At 74.3% G+C, this 20,153-nt stretch carries 12 protein-coding genes; 7 read left to right on the plus strand and 5 right to left on the minus strand.

Going from position 1 to position 20,153, the window contains the following annotated elements; genetic code table 11:
- The first annotated feature begins 5 nt into the window (after positions 1–5).
- Positions 6–959 (plus strand): 3D domain-containing protein, encoded by a 954-nt coding sequence (locus tag WMF17_RS05175; RefSeq protein ID WP_437604214.1) that lies wholly within the window; start codon positions 6–8, stop codon positions 957–959.
- Positions 960–1,077: 118 nt separating this feature from the next.
- Here WMF17_RS05175 and WMF17_RS05180 read toward each other — a convergent pair whose 3' ends face one another.
- On the minus strand, positions 1,078–1,368 hold the full coding sequence (locus tag WMF17_RS05180; RefSeq protein WP_437600822.1) for a PEGA domain-containing protein: 291 nt from the start codon (positions 1,366–1,368) through the stop codon (positions 1,078–1,080).
- A gap of 199 nt (positions 1,369–1,567) precedes the next feature.
- On the opposite strand from WMF17_RS05180, the gene WMF17_RS05185 reads away from it, so the two are divergent.
- Both WMF17_RS05185 and WMF17_RS05190 read left to right on the plus strand, forming a co-directional pair.
- Positions 1,568–4,393: a protein kinase domain-containing protein gene (locus tag WMF17_RS05185; RefSeq protein ID WP_437648453.1), complete on the plus strand. Its 2,826-nt coding sequence runs from the start codon at positions 1,568–1,570 to the stop codon at positions 4,391–4,393.
- Positions 4,390–8,658, plus strand: coding sequence for a DnaJ domain-containing protein (locus tag WMF17_RS05190; RefSeq protein ID WP_437648455.1), 4,269 nt, complete (start codon positions 4,390–4,392; stop codon positions 8,656–8,658). The genes WMF17_RS05185 and WMF17_RS05190 overlap by 4 nt, the downstream gene beginning before the upstream one ends.
- A 6-nt stretch (positions 8,659–8,664) precedes the next feature.
- Here WMF17_RS05190 and WMF17_RS05195 read toward each other — a convergent pair whose 3' ends face one another.
- Positions 8,665–10,548, minus strand: coding sequence for a S41 family peptidase (locus WMF17_RS05195; RefSeq protein WP_437600825.1), 1,884 nt, complete (start codon positions 10,546–10,548; stop codon positions 8,665–8,667).
- A gap of 379 nt (positions 10,549–10,927) precedes the next feature.
- Between WMF17_RS05195 and WMF17_RS05200 the strand changes: the two genes are divergently transcribed.
- The gene (locus WMF17_RS05200) at positions 10,928–11,764 is read left to right on the plus strand and encodes a sigma-70 family RNA polymerase sigma factor (protein ID WP_437600826.1); all 837 of its coding nucleotides are present in this window, start codon (positions 10,928–10,930) and stop codon (positions 11,762–11,764) included.
- A gap of 107 nt (positions 11,765–11,871) precedes the next feature.
- Here the strand turns inward: WMF17_RS05200 and WMF17_RS05205 are convergent, their stop codons facing one another.
- Complete coding sequence (locus WMF17_RS05205) at positions 11,872–12,705, minus strand: MBL fold metallo-hydrolase (RefSeq protein WP_437486994.1); 834 nt, start codon at positions 12,703–12,705, stop codon at positions 11,872–11,874.
- Between the two features lie 475 nt (positions 12,706–13,180).
- Between WMF17_RS05205 and WMF17_RS05210 the strand changes: the two genes are divergently transcribed.
- The 3 genes from WMF17_RS05210 to WMF17_RS05220 all read left to right on the plus strand — a co-directional run bounded on the left by WMF17_RS05210 (position 13,181) and on the right by WMF17_RS05220 (position 17,281).
- The gene (locus tag WMF17_RS05210; RefSeq protein WP_437648457.1) at positions 13,181–13,726 is read left to right on the plus strand and encodes a YdcF family protein; all 546 of its coding nucleotides are present in this window, start codon (positions 13,181–13,183) and stop codon (positions 13,724–13,726) included.
- A 2-nt stretch (positions 13,727–13,728) separates the two neighbouring features.
- Complete coding sequence (locus tag WMF17_RS05215) at positions 13,729–16,038, plus strand: peptidylprolyl isomerase (RefSeq protein ID WP_437648459.1); 2,310 nt, start codon at positions 13,729–13,731, stop codon at positions 16,036–16,038.
- 118 nt (positions 16,039–16,156) lie between these two features.
- Entirely contained in the window at positions 16,157–17,281 is a 1,125-nt protein-coding gene (locus tag WMF17_RS05220; RefSeq protein ID WP_437600830.1) for a glycosyltransferase family 2 protein, read from the plus strand.
- A 35-nt stretch (positions 17,282–17,316) separates the two neighbouring features.
- Here the strand turns inward: WMF17_RS05220 and WMF17_RS05225 are convergent, their stop codons facing one another.
- Together WMF17_RS05225 and WMF17_RS05230 are read right to left on the minus strand one after the other, a co-directional pair.
- Positions 17,317–18,078 carry a YdcF family protein gene (locus WMF17_RS05225; RefSeq protein WP_437600831.1) on the minus strand — a complete coding sequence of 254 codons (762 nt, stop codon included), beginning with the start codon at positions 18,076–18,078 and terminating at the stop codon, positions 17,317–17,319.
- Positions 18,079–18,227: 149 nt separating this feature from the next.
- On the minus strand, positions 18,228–20,069 hold the full coding sequence (locus WMF17_RS05230) for an MYXO-CTERM sorting domain-containing protein (protein ID WP_437648461.1): 1,842 nt from the start codon (positions 20,067–20,069) through the stop codon (positions 18,228–18,230).
- Positions 20,070–20,153 lie beyond the last annotated feature (84 nt).

Raw genomic sequence — 20,153 nt, forward strand, 5'->3', positions numbered from 1 at the left:
CGAGCGTGGCGCGCGCGGGGGCGCCCGTCGTCCGCGGGCTCCGTGCGTTGCTGCTCGCGCTCGCCGCGGGGTGCGCGGCGAAGGGGGGCGCGGACTGGGTCGAGGACGGCTCGAGCGATCCGCGGCTCGCGCGCGGGGGCGCCGGCTGGCTCAATGCGCGACCGCCGGACAGCGGCGATCGCGACCCGACGGCCGGCGCCGCCAGCGGTCCCGGGGGCCGCGCCCTCGGCGGGCCCGACGCGGCGCCCGACGCGGCGCAGGCCGATCTGGGCGGCGCCGCGGGCGCGGCCTCTGCGCAGGACGAGCCCGCGATCCTCGTGCGCGAGCACGGCAGGCCCGCCCGCGCGGCGCCGGCGCCGCCCGTGGCGCCGGGGCTCGCGCCCGGGCTGTTCCGGAACACCTACTACGACTTCCCGAGCGAGGGCGGCGGGCCGAAGGACGCGGTCCTCTACGACGCTGCCTGCGCGCCGCTCGCGAGCGTCCCGCGCGCGTTCCACGACCAGGTCTGCGTCCAGGGGAGCGGCCGGCTCGCTTCGGGCGACACGGTGAGCTTCGCGCGGCGCGGCTGCGCGTGCGCCGACGCCTGCCCGCGCACCGGTCAGCAGATCTGCTTCGAGCGGCTCGACCCGCGGCGCTTCCCGTACGGCCGCGGCGCCACCGGGCGCGCCATCACGCCGCTGCGCACGGTCGCGGTCGACTCGAGCGTCATTCCGCTCGGCACGGCCCTTTACGTGCCCGAGCTCGTCGGGCTGCCGCTCCCGGACGGGGGCCGCCACGACGGCTGCTTCGTCGCCGAGGACCGCGGCATCAAGGTCGTCGGCCGCCAGATCGACGTCTTCACCGGCGATCCCGCGGTCACCGCGCGCCTCAACGCGCTCTTCCCGTCGAACCGCGGCGTGCGCCCCGTGCTCGATGACGCGCGCTGTCGCGCGCTCGGGGGCCCTGCCGGGCCGTCCTAGCTCCGCGCACCAGCGGTCCCGCCAGGGATCTCCGGAAGCGGATTCGAGCACGCCGTGGACCTCGCGCATCGAGCCGCCCTCCGCCCATCGGTGTTCTGAGCCCCAGCGGGGATGGCCATCACGTGCCGGGCATGCGGCTCGGCGGCTCTGGCGGCGGCGGTGCGCCGGCGGGCTTCCGCTGGAGCGTCAGCCCGTTCTCGATCTGGCCACCGGCGCCGAGCTGCACCGTCATCTGCGTCGTCTCGTGCTCCTCGTGCTCCACGGAGATCCTGTGCACCCCGGGCTCCACGAACAGCGGATCTGGAAGCGGCGTCAGCCCTCGCAGGGTGCCGTCCACGAACACCAGCGCCCCCTCCACGTCGGTGCGCACCACCAGGGTGCCCACCTTCGCCCGTGCCTCTTCGTACATCGCGGCGCCCCGCTCACGCTCCGCCGCCGTGCTCGTCGTGTCCTCCGCCATCTCTGGGGGACGGGACGAGCTCCCGTACCAGCGATCGTCCTGCACCCGCCGGGCGCCAGGAAACGGTAAGGAGCATTGCCTGCCCCTCGAAATCCGGAACCTGGCGAGGGCGCGGAGGTGATACGATTTCCCGCCTTCCGGTGGCCGAATGACCTCACGTGGCGTCATCCCCGAGTCCGTCCTCCCTCCTCCCTCGGAGGTCTCGGACGCCCCGGACGAGAAGCAGCGGGCGCGCGCCCGCGTCGGGATGACCCTCAACAACAAGTGGCGGATCGACGCCCTCCTCGGCGTGGGGGGCATGGCGTCCGTATACGCCGCCACTCACCGGAACGGCTCGCGCGCCGCGCTGAAGATCCTCCACGCCGAGTTCGCGCGGGACGTCGGCATCCGCGACCGGTTCCTGCGCGAGGGGTACGTCGCCAACAAGATCGATCACCCTGGCCGGGTCGCGATCCTCGACGACGACAGCACCGAGCAGGACGAGCCGTTCCTCGTGATGGAGCTGCTCGACGGCGAGACCGTGCAGCAGCTCTGGAAGCGCAAGAGCCGGAAGCTCCCCGTCGCCGAGGCGCTCTGGATCGCCGGGGACGTGCTCCAGACGCTGGAGAGCTTCCACGGGGAAGGCATCGTCCACCGCGACCTGAAGCCCGCGAACATCTTCGTCACGAAGGACAACGTGGTGAAGCTGCTCGACTTCGGCGTGGCGAGGCTGCGCGGCGCGCCCGGCGACAAGACCAAGGCGGGCACCGCGCTCGGCACCCCCTCGTTCATGGCGCCGGAGCAGGCGATGGGGCTGACCGAGGGGGTCGACGGGCGGGCGGATCTCTTCTCGATCGGCGCGACCCTGTACGCCGTGCTCAGCGGCCAGCGCCTCCACCAGGGGCGCTCGGACAACGAGGCGTTCATCCTCGCCGCGACGACGCCGGCGCCGTCGCTCGCGCGGATCGCGCCCGAGCTGCCCGCCTCGGTCATCGGCCTCGTCGACAAGGCGCTCGCCTGGGACCGGCGCAACCGCTACGACTCGGCCGCGCAGATGCGGCAGGAGGTGCTGCGCATCCTCGAGGAGACCGGCGCGACGGTCCCGCGCCGCCCGGAGCCGCAGAGCACGCGGCGCCCCCCGCCGGACGACTCGCCCACGGCCGTCGGGGGGCGGCCGCCGGAGGAGCCCGCGCCCCAGGAGGAGCCGGGGGACGCGGAGCCGGACGATCCCGCGGTCACGCGGCTCACCGAGGTGTTCCGCCGCGTGGAGCGGCTGCTCCCGGCGGTGCGCCACTACGGCTTTCGCCATCCGGACGCGGACAACAAGCTCCGCGCGACCTTCCAGGCCATCGTGGAGGCGCTGCGCGCGGACGGGAGCCTCGTCCACTGGGCGCTGACGCCGTACGCCTTCGAGCACCGCCGGCGGACGGTGTGGGAGCCGCCGCACCCGCTCGACCTGGTCCCGTACAACCTCTTCGCGGCCGGCGTGCGGCGCGTCCAGCTGCTGCCGGGCATCACGGAGGAAGAGCTGCGCTCGTTCTGCGAGGTGCTGCTGCTCGACCCGCTGCGCGACCTCGCCCCCGAGGACGACGTCGCGGCCGCGCTGTGGGAGCGCCGCCTCGAGCACGTGCGCTACGACGTGGTGAGCATCTTCGCCGAGGGCGACGCGGCCGATCGCGAGCAGTTCTGGCACGAGGCCGACGACCTCGAGGGCATGGCCCGGCGCGCCGCCGAGGAGAAGGCGAACCGCGCCGAGGCGGCCGCGATGGTGATCGACACCGACGCGGCCGCGCTGCGCGCGGCGCGCCGCGCCGCGAGCGCGCTCGCCCTCGACCCGGTCGCGCAGCGCGCGCTCGGCACGCAGCTCGTGCTCAGCCCGGACCGCTGGAGCGAGCGCTTCGTCGAGATCGTGGCGGACGCCTTCCTGAACGCGAAGCGCTACCAGGACGTCGCGCTCGTGACCGAGCCGATGGCCGCCTCGGCGCGCGATCTCATCCTCGCGCGCCGCTTCGACATGCTCTTCGGCATGCACGACGCGGTCGAGAAGGCGCTCGACGCGCTCGCGCCCAGGCAGCAGGGCGGCGCGCTCGCGACGGAGCTCGCCCGGGGCATGTTCCCGCCCGACACGATGCGCCTGCTCCTCCGCGAGGCGACGCGCGTCGTCATGCCGGGCACCCCCGGCGCCGCGGCGCAGCCCGCCCCCGTGGATCTCGATCTCGTCGCGCAGCGCCTCGCGCCCATCCTGCACAAGCTCGGCAGCGACACCCTGCCCGTCGCCATGGAGGTCGTCGGGCACATCGGCCACGAGCCCCTGCGCCGCGCGCTCTTCGGCTACTTCGAGCGGACGCTGCCCGGGCACGAGGAGGGGGTCGTCGACGCGCTCATGACGCTGGATCTCGACGTCGCCCGTCCGATCCTCAAGATGTTCGCCGCGTCGCGGACGCAGGGCGCCCTCGGCGCGCTGAAGCGGCTCGCCGGGTGCGCGAACGCGGCGCTCCGCTGCGAGGCGATCGCCCACCTCGCGGCGAGCCCCGAGCAGATCCGGGACGAGCTGCTCTCGCTCGCCGAGGCGGCGCCGCCCGAGGTGCGCGTCGCGGCGCTCCGCACGCTGGCGCACCACCAGGTCCGCGCGGCCGGCCCGCTGCTCGTCCGCCGCGTGCAGGACGGCTCGTTCCACCAGCTCGCCCTCGACGAGCGGCGCGAGTTCCTCGGCGCGCTCTACACGCTGAACCCGGCGCGCGGCGAGTCGGTCGCCGTCGAGCTGCTCCAGCGGCACGGCCTGCTCGCCGACGAGGCCACGGAGCAGACCCGCTGCCTCTCGGCGGAGCTGCTCGGCCGCGAGGCGCGCTCGCAGGAGGCGCTCGACGCCGCGCTCGCGGCCTCGAAGCGGCGGCCCTGGAACAGCCAGGCGCTGCGCGACGCCGCGAGCGCCGCCGCCGAGGCGATCGCCGCGCGCCTCGGCAAGGGGATCTCGACGGCCGGAGATCTCCCGTGACCGCTCCCCAGGTCGACGTCATCAGCCAGAACGTGTCCGAGAACATCCGGCGCGAGCAGGCGCGCGATCTCGCCGCCAGCGTCGTGCAGGCCCTCTTCCGGCTGGTGAAGCTCTCGACGCTGCACGCCATCGACAACCAGGCGATGGTGCGGCAGGTCGAGGAGACGGTCTCGCTGATCCAGGACTTCGGCCAGCGCTCCGGCCACAACGTCTCCATCCTGTTCACCCGCGGCTCGGTCTTCGTCTCCGGGCAGCTCCTCAAGGCGAACCGCGCCGTCTACGAGGGCGCGCTCGAGCTCGGCGACGTCCTGAGCCGCTGCGGCTACTCCGAGATCGGGGTCGCGAAGGACGTCCGCGCGAGCGATCTCTACGCGCTCGCCTCCGCGCTCGCCGAGGCCCTCCGGAGCAGCAAGCCGGCGCTCGCGGACCGCCCGGCGCCGCGCGTCCGCCTGCGCGCCGTGGACGAGGCGGTCCTCCGCCGCGAGGTGGCGGCCGATCGCGAGGGCGACGAGACCTCGGCGATCGTGCGGACCTACGCGACGGCGATCGTGATCCTCCGCCGGTTCTACGACGACCTCCGGCACGGCCGCTACACCCTGCGGCAGGGCGTCAAGCGCATCACGCAGCGCCTCGTCGACCTCTCCGCGAACGAGACGCCGGCCTTCCTGGGCGTCACCGCGCTCCGCAACCAGAACCACGACGACGCCGGGCGCGCGGTGAACACCGCGATCCTGAGCCTCGCGATGGCCCGGCAGATCACGGGCGACGTCGTCCTCCTGCAGCGGCTCTCGATGGCGGCGCTGCTCTTCGACATCGCGCGGCCGCGGCTCACCGGCGCCGCGGGGAGCGGCGCGGGCGGGCTCGTCCCGCAGCTGAGCGAGCAGCAGGAGGCGGACGTCCCGGCGGGTACGGCGGTCGTGCTGACCGCGCTCGGCCTCGTCAACGAGCCCAGCGTCATGCGCACCGTGGTGGCCTACGAGGCGCACTGGGTGCGCCGCCAGGCGGCGCTCGGCCCGGTGTACCGCGGCCTCCGCCAGCCGACGCTGCAGGCGCGCATCCTCGCGACCGCCCGCGCCTTCAACGATCTCCTGACGCCCGCGCCGGCCGAGGCGCCGCTCTCCGCCGACGAGGCGATCGCCAAGCTCGAGCAGGAGGTGACCGATCCGGCGGACCGCGCGGTGCTGCGGCTGCTCGTTGGCGCGCTCGGGATCTTCCCGACCGGCACGCTCGTGGAGCTCTCGACCGGCGAGGTCGCGCTGGTGGTGCAGACGCCGGCGCACCCGGCCCGCTACTCGCAGCCGCGCGTCCGCCTGATCCTCGACGCGTCGGGCGGTCCTATCGCCGCGCGCGCGCTCGAGGTCGATCTCGCCGAGCGGCCTCGCCAGGGCGAGCCGACGCGGCACATCCGCCGGATCGTCGCGACCAGCGACGACCCCGCCGCCGCGTCGATGCGCGCCCACGCGGCCGTCCAGGAGGCGCCGCAGGCGTCGCTCCGGTCGCCGGCGATCGCGGCGGAGCCGCCGCTCCGCGCCGCGCCGGCGTCGCCGCTCGCCAGCCTGCGCATGCCGCCGCAGCAGATCACGCGGCCCTCGTCGCCCACGCTGCCGATGACCAGCTCGCCGGGGAGCCGGAGGACGCAGCCGTGGTCCAGCGACGCCGGCCGCGGCGCAGCCTCGCCGGCCGAGGCTGCGCCGGCGGCGCTGGCCGACGACGGCGGCGAAGAGGCCAGGATGCTCGCGGACCTGCCGCCGGCGCCGTCCGGCAAGTGCTCGCCGACCTTGCGGCCCGGGCGCACCACGGCGCGCTGGCCGGATCGACCGCAGCAGCAGGAGCCCGCCGCGGCGGCGGACCGGTACTCGCCCCCGCCGGGCGCTCACGGAGAGGAGTCGTGGTCGGTGCAGACAGACAGCGATCCAGATGAGGTTCCCGAGGAGAGCGCGCGGCCGCTCGCGCTGCGCGCCCGCGGCTGGGGAGAGCAGTCCCCGCGGCGCGAGCGCACCCCGGTGTCGGACCCGCCTCCCCCGGCCATGCAGTCCCCGCGGCGCGAGCGCACCCCGGTGTCGGACCCGCCTCCCCCGGCCATGCAGTCACCGCGGCGCGAGCGCACCCCGGTGTCGGACCCGCCTCCCCCGGCCATGCAGTCACCGCGGCGCGAGCGCACCCCGGTGTCGGACCTGCCTCCCTCGGCCATGGCGGGCCCCATCGCGGTGCTGTCGCTGCCGGGCGAGGCGCCGACCGCGGAGGGCACGCTCGCGCGCACGCCGCTCGTCCACCTGCTCGTGTACATGCTCGATCGGCGCCTCACCGGCACCACGTGCTTCATCGACCCCGCGGGCGTGCGTCACGGCATCTTCTTCAGCGACGGCGTGCCGGCCAAGATCTGGACCGGGACGATCATCGCCCCGCTCGACCGGGTGATCCTCGATCTCGGCCTCCTCGACGAGCCGACGCTCCGGGAGACGCTCCGGGACATCACGAAGCGGAGGGTGCTGCACGGCCGGCTGCTCGTCTCCTGGGGCCTGCTCGACAGGGAGACGGTCTACGCCGTGCTGCGCGAGCAGCTCGTGCGCAAGCTGGTCGCGCTCTACGACCTCTCGCCCGAGACGCGGTACGCCTACTACGATGGCCAGAACCTGCTGTCGTCCTACGGCGGTCCGGAGCTCATCGGATGCGAGCCGCTCGCGGTGATCGTGGCGGGCGTCCGGCTCCACGCCGACGATCCGCTGATCGACGCGACCCTCGACCGGATCCAGAGCCGGCAGTTCGGCCTCCACGTCGAGGCCGAGATGAAGCGGTTCCAGCTCCACCGCGACGAGGCGGCCGTCGTCGACCTGCTGCGGACGCGGCGCATGACGCTCGCCGAGCTCCTCCGGGCCGGCGTCGCGCAGGAGCGCGTCGTGCGGCTGACGATCTACGCGCTCGCGATCACGCGGCACCTCGATCTCGGCGCGGTGGGCCGTCGCCCTGTGGGGCTCGGCGGGTCCGGTGGATCTGGGCGGGAGCGGGCCGCCGGCGCCGTCCCTGCCGACGCGGGCCAGGCCCTCCAGCGCGAGCCGGCCGGCGCGGCGGCGCGCTCGCCGCGCCCCACCTCGGGCTCGACGATGCCCGGGCCGCGCCCGGCGCGCGGCGAGGCCGACGGCCGCGCCTCGCCGCGGCAGACCGAGGCCCCCCCGGCGCCGTCCAGCAGGCGCTCGGGGTTCCCGTTCGCCGAGCCGCTCGCCCCGCGCCGCTCGACCATGCCGCCCCCGTCCGGGGCGCTGGACGGCCGCGGCGCGGATCCGAAGGGGCCGAAGCCGCCGCCTGTGCCGTCCTTCGTCGGCACCCGCGCGCAGCCGCCGCAGCCGCAGGCGCCCACCGTCAAGATGGCGGCCGTCGGCCAGGAGGGCAGGGCCGCGCGGGGGGCGGGGCGCGCCGGGTCCACGTCGCCTCCGCCGGCGCGCGCCACGGCGCCCGCGCCCGCTCTCCCGCCGTTGCCGCGCGCCGCACCGAGCCCCGAGCTCACCGCGCGCCGCGCCGAGATCGAGGCGCGCGCCGCCGCGATCGACGGCGAGAGCTTCTTCCAGATGCTCGGCGTCGCGGAGGACGTCCCTCCTGAGCGCGTGCAGGCCGTCTATTTCGCGCTCGCCAAGCAGTGGCACCCCGACCGGACGCCGGCGGAGCTCCAGGACGTCAAGCCGCTCGTCGCGCGCGTGTTCGCCCGCATCAGCGAGGCCTACCAGACGCTGAGCGATCCGAAGCGGCGCGCCGAGTACATGCAGGCGCCGAAGGAGGCCGCGGCCCCCGCGGAGGACGACGAGAAGATCGCCCGCGTCGTCGACGCCGCGCTCGATTTCCAGAAGGCCGAGATCCTGCTCAAGAAGAACGACCTCATGGGCGCCGAGATCCGCGCGCGGCGCGCGTTGAACGCCGACCCGGAGCAGCCCGAGTACATGACGCTGCTCGTCTGGATCCAGGCGCAGCGGCGCGGCGAGCCGCCCGCGTTCGCGGAGGGGGCCACGAGCGCGCACTACGACGACCTGATCGAGACGCTGGACGTCGTCCTGGGGAAGGAGCCCCGCTACGAGCGGGCGCTCTTCTTCCGCGGCATGCTCCTCAAGCGCACGGGGCGGGTCGACCGGGCGAGCCGCGATTTCCGCCTGGCGGCCGAGATCAACCCGAAGAACCTCGACGCCATCCGCGAGGTGCGCGTGCAGGAGATGCGCAGCCGCACGAACAACGACCCGACGCCCGCGGGCGGCCTCCTCGGCAAATTCTGGAAGCGCTGACGCGCGTCAGCGCGCCGCCGCCCGGACCGCGCCGAGCGACCGCAGCGCGCGGCAGACCGTCTCGTCGCGGCAGGGCCCCACCCGCCCCGCGTGCGCCGACCACGGCACCTCGCGCACGCGGTGCAGATCGCGCACGTCGGGGCCGCGCCACGGGCCGAGCGCCCGGTCCACGCGCGCCTCCCGCTCGTTCGTCGCTGGCAGCGCGAGCTGCACCTGCGGCACGATGCCGACCTTCTGCACCGGCGCGCCGTCGGGGAGCGCGTAGAGCAGCGTGGTGAGGCGCAGGACGCCGACGTGGGCGTCGTCGTCGAGGTACTCCTGGGCGCACCCCTTGCCGTAGGTGCGATCGCCGATGACCACGCCGCGCCGGTAGCTGCCGATCGCGCCGGCGATCATCTCCGCCGCGCTCGCGGAGTCGCCGTCGACGAGCACCGCGAGCGGCCCGCTCCACCCGCGCCCCTCGGGCACGTCGGGCGAGCGCTCCACCTCGACGCCGCCGTCGCGGCGCCGCATCGGGAACAGCGGCACGCCCGGCAGGAACAGCCCCAGCGCGGCGATCGCCCCGTCGGTCGAGCCGCCGCCGTTCGCGCGCACGTCGAGCATCACGCCCCGCGTGTCGCTCTCCGCGCGTGCGCGGAGGAGCGCCGCCGCGACCCGATCGCCGAGGTCATCGGGGACGTCGGGGACGGTGATCACCGCGACCTTGCCGTCGCCGAACCGCACCAGATCGAGCTGCAGCGAGGCCGGCGCGGGCTCCGCCGGCTGCGGTCCGATCGGGTGCGGCGCCACGGCCAGCTCGACGGGCGCCGCGGCGCCGCGCCGGAGCAGCGCGACGCGCGCGGTCGTCCCGGGGCGCACGTCGGCCAGCACGGCGAGCTGCTCGGCTTGCTCGACGCTCATGCCCGAGATCGGCAGATCCTGGATCCGGATCACCACGTCGCCGTCCGCGAGCGGCGCGAGCGCGCCGCGGTCGATGCGCACCCCGATCGCGGTGCGCGTCATCTCCTGCCAGAGCCGGGCCGGCGGGCGCGCCTCGAGGTCGAGGTCGTAGATGGAGACCTCCTCCTCGAGCGGCGCCCAGGCGCCGTGGGCGTCCAGCTGGGGCACGTAGGCGCGCACCGCGGCCGCGATCACCGTGCGCGCCCAGCCGTCCCCGCTCAGCGAGGGCGCCGCGCGCTCGCGCACGGCGTCGGCGTAGCGGGCGAGCGGCTCTCCGAAGCGCGCGTGCAGCCCGCCGACCTCCCGACCGAGCTCGCGCGCGAGATCCCGGGCGCTCCGCGTCACCTCGCCGTCCTCGAACGGCGCCGCGGAGATCAGCTCCCACGCCTGGGCCAGGGTCGCGGGCGGGCTGGCCAGCCCGCGCCGGTAGCCCTCGTCGAAGAGCCCATCGAGCTCGCGCGACCACCGGGAGAGCTCCTCGCCCACGCGCAGCGCCGCCGAGCACGGCCCGCTGCCCACGGGCGCCTGCAGCTCGGCGAGGAGCGCAGCAGCTTCCCGCCCCAGCGATGCCCCCACGGGCGCGTCGGGCGCGACCGACCAGAGCCCGTGCGGATCGAGCCAGTCGGAGGTCGCCTCGGCAAACTTTGCGGGATCGACGCGGAGCGGCGGAGCGGCCAGCGTGGTGCGGGCCTGGGCGACGATGGCGCGCGCCTGCTCGCAGCCGAGCGAGGTCGGCGCCCCGGTCGGCACCGCGATGCCGCGGTCGAGGGCGTTCGGATCGCAGCCGGCGCCGTCGATCTCCTCGTCGTCGGGCGCGATGGCGTGGAGGAGGGGCCGAGCCAGCCCGCGCCGCGCCTTCGCGAGGGGCGTCTCCGCCTCGCGCGACAGCAAGGCGAGCGCCGCAAGGCATGCGGCGATGCACGCGACGGAGCTCGCGACGCGTGTCCTCACGGCTCTCCGAATATCACGACGCGGGTGGCGGGGGCAGAGGCGACGGCGGAGACCGGGGCGCGCGCTCGCGGGGCGCGGAGGGCGCCGCGGGCGCTGCCGACGCCCGAAACCTGGAAGACACGCCCTGTTCTCATTCGCCGCTCGCGCGCTATGGATCTGGGCTCAGCGCCGCGCATCCGTGCTCCTCCGCTCCCCGCAAAGCTTTCGCGTCCCTCGGGAGATCCGAACACGTTGCGCATTCCAGCGCAAAAAAAGGCGATTTTGTAGGGTTTGTCCCGGCATCGCGCCTGCATCTGGCCCGGTGCCGCCCACCGGCTTGCAGGGGTCTCCCAACCCAAGGCCTCCTTGAACAGTGCGCGCGGCGGAGAGCGAAGAGACCATGAGCATCACCTGGGATCGTGCGGCATTCTCGGCTTATCGTACAGAGCTCGCGAACTACGCCACCCTGAGCCCAGAGGCCGAGCGGGAGCTCGCGTTCCGCTGGCGAGCTGGTGACCGGGATGCTGGCCGGCGCCTCATCGAGGCGTGCCTGCCCTTCGTCATGACGATCGCGCTCGAGTACCGCCGGTGGGGGCTCCCGATGGAGGACATCGTGCAGGAGGGGAACATCGGCCTCCTGAAGGCCGCGGAGCGCTTCGATCCGGACCGCGGCTGCCGCCTGGCGACCTACGCGGCCTACTGGATCCGGGCGGAGATCCGCGAGCACGTGGCGCGGGGGTACCGGATCGTGCGCCTCGGCTCGTCGAAGAGCGAGCGCCGCGCGCTGCGCATCTACCGCAAGACGCACGAGAAGGATCCGGCGGTGCTGGCGGAGCTGAGCGGCCTGTCGGAGGAGCGGGCGACCGAGCTGCTGCCGCTGCTCATGGCGCGCGACGTCAGCCTGGAGCGCTCGCCGAGCGAGGACGGCGTGGCTCCGGTGGAGCGGCTCGCGTCGAGCTCGCACACGCCGGAGGAGGAGGCCTGCGCCGCCGACGAGCGCGAGCAGCTCTCGCGCGCGCTGCTCCAGGTCGTGAACGAGCTGTCGCCCCGCGAGCGCCGCATCATGAACCAGCGCTGGCTGACCGACAGCCCCGTGACGCTCGAGCAGCTCGGCGCCGACTTCGGCGTCAGCAAGGAGCGGGTGCGTCAGATCGAGGAGCGCGCGAAGAAGCGGATGCGCGCGCGCATCGAGGAGATCACCCGGGAGCCCGTTTCGCCGCTGGCGAGGAGCGCCTGAGGCGGCGCAGCGCCCCGCCGCTCGGACGGCGCGCCCCCGGGTAGGCGAGCCGTCGCCGACCGCGGCGTGCCGATGGGTGCGCGCCTCGAGCCCGGCGGGGCGGGGCGCTAGATCTCGATGACCGTGCCTTCGCGGGCGGCGATGGTGTTCGGGAAGAGCTCGCGGGCGCGCATCTCTTTCTCGCGCACCATGGCGTCGGTCTGGTTGGGGTCGTGGTGGTGCAGGACGAGCTGCTTGGCGCCCGCCTCCTTCGCGAGCTGGCAGCCCGCGACGAACGTGGCGTGGCCCCAGCCCGTCTTCGGACCGCCGCCGACCTCGCCCGCGTACTCCTCGGGCGTGTACATGGCGTCGAAGATCAGCACGTCGGCGCCCATCGCGAGCTTCTTCAGCTTCGGATCCACGATGGCGTAGTGCTCGGAGTCGGTGATGTACACGACGACCTTCCCCTCGTGCTCGACGCGGTACGCGTACACGCCGTTCGGATGGTTGCCGCGCGCGTTGGTCACGCGCACGTCGTCGTTCGGGCCGATCGTGACGACCTCGCCCTCGTAGAGATCGCGGAAGGTCATCGCCGCGCCCATCTCGGTGAGGTGCACCGGGAAGCTCGGGTAGTCCATCTGCCCGGCGAGCGTCTCCTCGAGCGTCCGAGAGACGTTGAGGCCGCCGTACAGATGGATCTTGTTCCCGCGCACGAACGCGGGGGTGAAGAAGGGGAAGCCCTGGATGTGATCCCAGTGCACGTGACTGAAGAACATCCAGGCTTCGAAGGGCATCTCCTTGACCAGATCCTGGCCGAGGAGACGGAGCCCCGTCCCGCCATCGAGGATGACCAGCGTCTCGCCGGCACGAATCTCATAGCAGCTCGTGTTGCCGCCTACTTCGACCGTGCCTGCACCGGGCGTGGGGATGCTTCCGCGAACCCCCCACATCTTGATCCGCATCCTGCCTCGCTCGCTGAACCCCGCCCGTTTCAAGGTAGAGCTATTAGATTCCGCGCGCGGGCAGCGTCAAGCTGCCTGGTGCACCGGGAGCAAGGAAGGTCGCAGACGTGGAGACCTGGCCGGGGGAGCAGGGCCACGGCGCCGATGTAGTTGCGGGGTAGGTTGCAGGCCAGCGGCAGGCTGCGGCAGCGGCGGGAAGGGCGGCGGGGGCGCCGGGGGGCGCCGGGGGGCGCCGGCGGGGCGCGGGCTGCGCTGGCCGCGGCAGCCCCTGGGGCAGACGGCCACGGCTCGGCCCGGAGACGGCGGCGCGGAGGGGTCGCGGAGGCGCGGCGGCGGCGCGGGGGGGGCGCGGAGGCGCGGCGGTGGCGGCGCGGCGGCGGCGGCGCGGCGTGGCGGCGACCTGGCGTCCGGCGGGAAGGACGCCACCGCGCAGCAGATGCGCGACGCCCACGGCCGATGGGCTATGGTCGGGCGCATGCCGCTCCACGCGGACGCCATCGTCGTCCTCGGCTGCAGGATGCTCCCGTCCGGGCGCCCGGCGGCCCCCGGCGCGCGCCGCGCGGCGCGCGCGGCGCAGGCCTACCGCGACGGGGTCGCGCCGTGGGTGATCGCCAGCGGCGGGCGCCGCTGGGGCGCGCAGATCGAGGCGCGCGTGCTCTCCGCCGAGCTGCGGCGCGCCGGCGTCCCGGCGCGCGCGATCCTGCAGGACCTCTGGTCGCTGACGACGCACGAGAACGCGATCTTCAGCGCGGCCCTCCTGCGCCGCATGGGCGCGCGGCGGGCCGCGATCGTCACCTGCCCCTGGCACATGACGAGGGCTCTCCAGAACTTCCGCGAGGTCGGGATCGACGCCTGCGCGCTGCCGGCGCCGCACGTGCGCGCGTCGGTGGTTGCGCGCGCGTGGCAGCGCGGTCACGAGGTGGTCTCGATGTGGCTCGACGCGCGCGCGATGCGCCGCCGGCGGATCCTCTGCGAGAGCGCCGCCTGGCTGCTCGACGGCGCGCGCCGGGGTGAAACGTGATCATGCCGGGAAGGCGCTCCTCCTTTCTCCTCGCTCTGCCCCTGTCTCTCGCGGCCTGCACCGAGCAACCGGCGCCCGGCCCCGCGCCGGACGCGGGGAGCTCCGCGGCGGCTCCGGCCACGAGCGCCGGAGCGCAGGCGCGGTTCGACGCCCTCCTCGCCGCCGAGCAGCGCCGCGCCGCCCTGGAGGTGAGCCCCGCAGGCCAGCAGAGCCGCGACGTCGACGTGCGGCGCGCCGCCGCGCGGGCGCTCGCGCGCATCGGCGGCGACGCGGCGCGGCCCGGGCTCGTGCGCGCGCTCGCCGACGAGGACGACGAGGTGGTCGCGTGGGCCGCCTACGGGCTCGGGTTCTCGTGCAAGGGCCACGAGGGCGAGACGGCCTCGGCGCTCGTCGCGCGCGCCCTCGCCCGCGACGCCCGCCCGGGCACGACGGCCGCGTCGAGCGCCGCCGCGGGAGCGCCGCGGCTCGACGCGGGCGGCGCGCTCGCCCGCGCCATCGGGCGGTGCGGCGCCGAGGCGTCGGAGCCGACGATGGTCGCGTGGCTCGATGGGCCGCGCGAGCGCGCGATCCACGCGGCGTACGCGCTCGGCGACCTCGCCGCGATCAAGCTCAAGCTGCGCGAGGAGACGCTCGTCGCGCTGCTCAACCTCGCCTCGGGCAGCGCGGCCAGCCCGCCGGTCCCGGAGGCGCTCTACCCGGTCGGGCGGCTCGAGCACGTCCCGCTCACGGTCATCCCCCGCATCCGCGACGTCGCGACCGCGCGGCTCGCGGAGGCGGGCGACGCGCGGCTCTTCGCGGTGCGCGCGCTCGGCCGGGCAGGGGACGCGGCCGCCTCCGAGCTCGCGCGCGTGCTCGGCACGAAGGGCGTGTTCACCGCGAGCGAGCGCGCCGAGGCCGCGCGCGCGCTCAAGCGGCTCGGCGCGCCCGGCCAGCGCGCGCTCGCCGACGCGCTCACCGCGCTCGTCCCGAGCGCGGATCCGATCGCGCTCACGGGCCTCGTGAGCGAGGACTTCGGCGTCCTGCTCACCGCCCTCGACGCGCTCGGATCTGCAGGCGCCGCGCGCAAGCCGCTCCGCGAGCTCGCCGCCCTGCCGCCGCCGCCGGGCGCGCCCGCGGCGATCCTCCGTCGCGTCGCGTGGCTCCGCTGCGGAGCGGCCAGGCTCCTCGCGGGCGCGAACCATCGCGAACCGTTGCTCCTCGGCTGCGACGTCACGGCGCCGGCGGATCCGGGGAGCAAGCCGGACGCCGCCGCGCCGGTGCGCGGCTCGATCGGCGCCCGGGCGGTCGTCGAGGTGATCGGCCGCGGAGCGATCACGGGCGCGCGGCTCGCCGCGCTCCGCGCCTACGCCGAGTCCGGCGATCTGCGCGCGCGGGAGGCGGCGATCGAGCTCATCGCCTCGCACGAGGAGATCGCCGGTGCGCCCGACCTGCTCGCGAAGGCGCTCGCCGCGGAGGAGCCGGGCCTCGTCGCCGCCGCGGCGGGGGTCATCGCGCGGCAGCCCCAGCGCGCGTCGGAGGCGCCGGGGCAGGGGAAGCGGAAGCGCAAGCGGCGGCGCGACGATAAGGACGCGCTCGCCGCGGTCACGTCGCCGGCGATCGAGGGCGCGCTGCTCTCGCTCCTCGATCGCCCTGGCGTGCGCGACGATCCGGAGCTCATCGGCGCGGTCATCGACGCGGTGGGGGCGCTCGCGCTCAAGCCGGCCGAGGCGCGCCTGGAGGAGCTCTGCCGCTCGAGCTACCCCACGACCCGGGCGCGCGCGGGGACGGCGCTCGGCGTGCTCCGGGGCCGCAAGATCGGGTGCGACGCCGGGCTGCCGGGCGACGCGGGGCGGCCGGCCATCGCGCCGCCGGCCGGCGAGCTGCCGGCCGAGGCCTCCGCGCTCGTGCGCGCGCCGGCGGTGCTGACCTTCGACACGGACGCCGGCGAGCTCACGATGACGCTCGACCCCGCGCTCGCGCCGGTCGCGGTGACCCGCTTCGTCGATCTCGCGCGCTCCGGCTACTACGACGGCAAGATCGTCCACCGTGTGGTGCCCGGCTTCGTCACCCAGCTCGGCGCTCCGTTCGGCGACGGCGCCGGAGGTCCGCCCGGCAGGCCGGCGCTCCGCTGCGAGACGTCGCCCGTCCCGTTCGAGCCGCTGCGCGTCGGCGTGGCCCTCGCCGGCCGCGACACCGGATCGAGTCAGCTCTTCGTCATGCACGCTCGCGCGCCGCACCTCGACGGCCAGTATGCGGCGGTCGGCGTCGCCGCCGGGCCGTGGGCTGCGCTCGTGGATGGGGACGTCGTCCGGAGCGTGAAGGTGCGGGACTGATCGCGGCGTGCGCCGCGCGACGCTCGTGCGCCGCGCGCGAGACGCGAACCGCTGGGTCGCGGCGGCGCTCAGCCATGTCGATTGACAACCGCCCCCGACCGGCGCTTTACAGTTTAGCGTGGTCATTGCCTCCTTTCTGGCCGTCGCGGTGCTCGTGTACACGTACTTCGGGTACCCGATCGTTATCGGCATCCTGGCGCGCCTCTGGCCTGCGCAGCGGATGGAGGATCCGAGCTACGTCCCCACCGTGACGGCGTGTATCCCCGTCTACAATGCGGCGTCGTATCTCCAGGCGAAGGTCGAGAGCCTCTTCGCGCTCGACTATCCCAGGGACAAGCTGGAGGTCCTGCTCTACTCCGACGGCTCGACCGACGACACGGTGCTCGTGGCCCGGCAGCTGGCGGAGCGCGACCCCCGGGTGAAGGTGATCGTCAACGAGGCGCGGCGCGGCAAGCCGATCGGCGTGAACACGATGCTCGGGGTCGCGACGGGCGAGGTGCTGCTGATGACGGACATCCGCCAGCCGCTCGTGCCCGGGGCGCTGCGCGCGCTCATGCGGCTCCTGGCCGATCCGAACGCGGGCTGCGTCTCCGGCAACCTGGTCCTGAAGGGCTCGGCGGGCTCGGGGGCGTACTGGCGTTACGAGAACTGGATCCGCCTCCAGGAGGGGAGGTTCAGGAGCATGGTGGGGGTGACCGGTCCCATCTACGCCATCCGGCGCGCCGACATGAGCCAGCTCCCGGAGGGCGTCATCCTCGACGACATGTGGGTGCCGATGCGGCTCCGGCTCGAGGGCCGCTCGATCCTCTTTGCGCAGGACGCGATCGCGTACGACGACGCCTTCGGCGACGAGCGCGAGTTCGGCCGCAAGGTGCGCACGCTGGCGGGCAACTACCAGCTCTTCTCGCTGCTCCCGGCGCTGCTCGTCCCGTTCAAGAACCCGTCGTGGTTCGAGATCTTCTCTCACAAGCTGCTTCGCCTCGTGTGCCCCTGGGCGCTCGTCGCGCTGCTGATCGCGTCGACCGCCGCGTGGATCGGCGCCGAGGCCAGCGGCGATGTCTCGTGGACGCTCTACGCGACGCGCGCGATGTTCGGGGGCCAGGCGGCGTTCTACCTGCTCGCGGCGCTCGGGGGCGCCGCGGGCAAGCTCGGCTCGCTCGCGCGCACCTTCGTGGTCCTCAACGCGGCGGCCGTGGTGGGTCTCTGGCGTTTCGTCCGCGGCTCGCAGAAGGTCACCTGGTAAGCGCGACGCGCGAGCGCGCGCCGTGATCTCTGCGGCTACGGCTCGAGCAGGCCCACGAGCTCGTGGACGGCGCGGTGCGATCGCCGGAGGGTGAGCGACGATGGAATCAGCTGCCCCGGCCCGTCGGGCGGCGGGGCCTGGAACCTGATCGGCGCGGGGAGGACGTCGAGGCCCGCGCGCTCGAACATGCGGATCGAGCGCGGCATGTGGAGCGCGCTCGTCACGACCACCACGGCGTCGGCCGAGAGGCTGCGGGCGATCTTGGCGGAGTAGATGGCGTTCTCCCGGGTGTCGCGCGACTCGGTCTCCAGGAGGATCTTCTTCCTCGGCACGCCGAGCTCGACGAGCAGGTCGGCCATGGCGCCGGCGAGCTCGGTGCGCTCGCGCCGGACGTCCTGCCCCGAGACGATGACGTGGCCGAAGCCGTAGGTGCGGTAGATGCGCGCGGCGCCGAGGCCGCGCTCGATGCCAGGCGCCGACTGGCGTTCCATGGCGGGTGTGCCGAACTCGTCGGGGTCGATCCCGGCGGTAAGGATGATGAGGACCCGCCGCTCGGGCGAGCTGGCGGCGAGCTCCGCGCGCAGGTCTCTCGGCTTCGTGCTGATGCTGCGCACGAGCGCGCTGGAGACCCATGGCATGGAGAGGAGCCACAGCGCCAGCCAGGCGCTCCACGCGAGCGCCCGCCCGACCTTCGCCCGGCGCGCGCGGTAGGTCCACCCGCCGCCGGAGAGCGCGAGGCCGAGGCCCGCGGCGACGAGGAGCACGAAGAGGGGATCGACGAGGCGGGCGATGGGCAAGGCGAGGCTCGCCGTGAGGCGCTCGGTGGAGCTCTATCTATGCTGTCGCCGGGGAGCGACGCGAGCGAAAAGAGGCGCGTTGTGAAGGCGGGACGGACGCTGGCGGCGATGCGCCCGTTCCGGCGCTGCTTCTCGTGGCGGGTGGACGCTCAGCGCCGCCGGTGCGCTCGTCGCCGCCGGGCTGCGGCGGAGGCGAGGGCGAGCCCCGCGAGGCCTGCGGGGAGCCATCCGTCGTGGCCGTCGCCGGGGGTCCGGCAGCCGCACCCGCCGGCGTCGCGCGCGCCGTCGGTGCCGCTGCCGGTCGGGCTGTCGCCGCCGCCGCCTCCGCTGCCGTTGCCGCCGCTGCCGTTGCTGGCGGTGTCGGGCGGCTCTCCCAGATCGATCGGCGCATCGGCGTTCGCGACGAGGATCGGCGGCGCCTCGCCGGTCTCCTCGTAGATCTCCAGGAGCCGTTCTCCCGTGTCGTCGGTGACGTTCTCGGATCGCAGGAACTCGATGTACTCCCTCGTCATCGACTGGTAGTAGACGCGCGCCGAGAGCGTCTGGGTACCGAAGGTGCCGGCGGGCACGGTGAGCGTGAAGCGCGCCTCGTCGTAGTTGCGGAATCCGCCGTTCCCGTCGCTGAAGTCGACCTCCGGCGTCGGCTGGGTCGTCTTCGACGGCACAAAGCCCTTCGGCGGGATGCGGGTGTCCGAGATGATCATGTCGTGGAGCGCGAGGTGCTCCTCTTTCTCGCCCACGCCCGCGCCGCTGTTCCAGCGCCCGTGCACGGCCCGGTACTCGTGGGTGGGCGGCTCGTGCTGGATCTCGCCGGTGTCCGCGTCATAGCCGCCGAGCAGCGGCCGCTCGCGCCCGTCCTCGTCGACGAGGACCACGGCGATCCAGGCGCGCCGGCTCTCGGCGTAGCCGGTCGGGAACTTGTGGCCGGTGAGGTTCTCGACGCGGACGGTGAGGGTGATCTCGTCGCCGGGCTCCGCTTCCTGAGGGGCTTCGACGAGCGTGACGGAGGCGGCCGACGCGAGGCTCTCGAGGGTGCGGTCGAGGGCGAGCTGGAAGGCGCCGGCGTGCTCCGCGGCGAACTCCTTCTCGGCCGCCATGACGGCCTGGATGCCCCAGTGATTGCCGCCGACGAGGACGTGGTCGCGCGGATCGGCGCGGATCGGGCCGAGATCGGCGATGGTCCACTCGCCGGGTTTCCTGCGCATGTGGCAGTCGACGCAGCTCCGAGGGGCCGCGCCGCCGTCACGATAGTCGCTGGAGGCCCACTCCTCGAAGGTCGTATCGAGCGGAAACTCGATCCTGGTCTCGGTGCCGTCCGCGTCCCTCAGCATGATCTCCGGGTTCGTGACCTGGTGACATTGCCCGCAGAACTGCGATCCGGCGAGCGTGGGGTCCTGCTCGCCGATATGGGAGTTCGAGACCACGTTCTCGTACGGCCCATACATCACGGGTGTGCTGGTGAACCCGGCGGCCTCCGGCGTTGTATCGAACACGAGCTGAGCGTTGCCGATGAGGTACGATCTCGTATCGTCGGGGCCGAGGGTCGTCATCGCGCGATGGCACACGCTGCAGCTGACCCCCTGGCCATCGACGATCTTTCCGTCGGACGCGGCGTTGGGGTCGAATCCAGAGCCATCCGGGGGCGTCGCCCTCCCGTTCACGAAGCCGACCGGGGAGTGGCAGCGCAAGCAGAACGTGCCGACCCCCGGAGCGTCCTGGTTGGCGATCGTGAGGGCGGCCTTGAACACGGGATCGCGCCACGCGTTCGCCATCATGGTACCTGCCCACGTGTCCGTGGGCATGTAATCCATGCCGCTCTCGTCCTCGGCGCGATGGCATCCAGCGCAGCGCTCGGCGGTGCCGAGGTTGTTCTGCTCCGGCATCGCGCCTGCCTTCGTCCCCTGGAGGTCATCGATTCCAGCCGCCGCCTCGCGGCTCAGCAGCCCGAACGCGAGCACCCAACCTACCCCGAGTCTCGACCTTTTCTGCATGGCTTGAATCCAGCTCTGGCAAGCTGCCCTTCGGAGAGCGTGAACCGATGACAAACGGTGTTGCGGTGCTGCGGTCCGCGGAGC

The organism is Sorangium sp. So ce362 (assembly GCF_051519845.1).
Lineage (GTDB): Bacteria > Myxococcota_A > Polyangia > Polyangiales > Polyangiaceae > Sorangium.

Excerpts from the sequence above, each read along its gene's own strand:
- WMF17_RS05180 (WP_437600822.1), bottom strand. The coding sequence starts at position 1,368 with ATGTACGAAGAGGCACGGGCGAAGGTGGGCACCCTGGTGGTGCGCACC.
- WMF17_RS05185 (WP_437648453.1), top strand. The coding sequence starts at position 1,568 with ATGACCTCACGTGGCGTCATCCCCGAGTCCGTCCTCCCTCCTCCCTCG.
- WMF17_RS05200 (WP_437600826.1), top strand. The coding sequence starts at position 10,928 with ATGAGCATCACCTGGGATCGTGCGGCATTCTCGGCTTATCGTACAGAG.
- WMF17_RS05205 (WP_437486994.1), bottom strand. The coding sequence starts at position 12,705 with ATGCGGATCAAGATGTGGGGGGTTCGCGGAAGCATCCCCACGCCCGGT.
- WMF17_RS05210 (WP_437648457.1), top strand. The coding sequence starts at position 13,181 with ATGCCGCTCCACGCGGACGCCATCGTCGTCCTCGGCTGCAGGATGCTC.
- WMF17_RS05215 (WP_437648459.1), top strand. The coding sequence starts at position 13,729 with ATGCCGGGAAGGCGCTCCTCCTTTCTCCTCGCTCTGCCCCTGTCTCTC.
- WMF17_RS05230 (WP_437648461.1), bottom strand. The coding sequence starts at position 20,069 with ATGCAGAAAAGGTCGAGACTCGGGGTAGGTTGGGTGCTCGCGTTCGGG.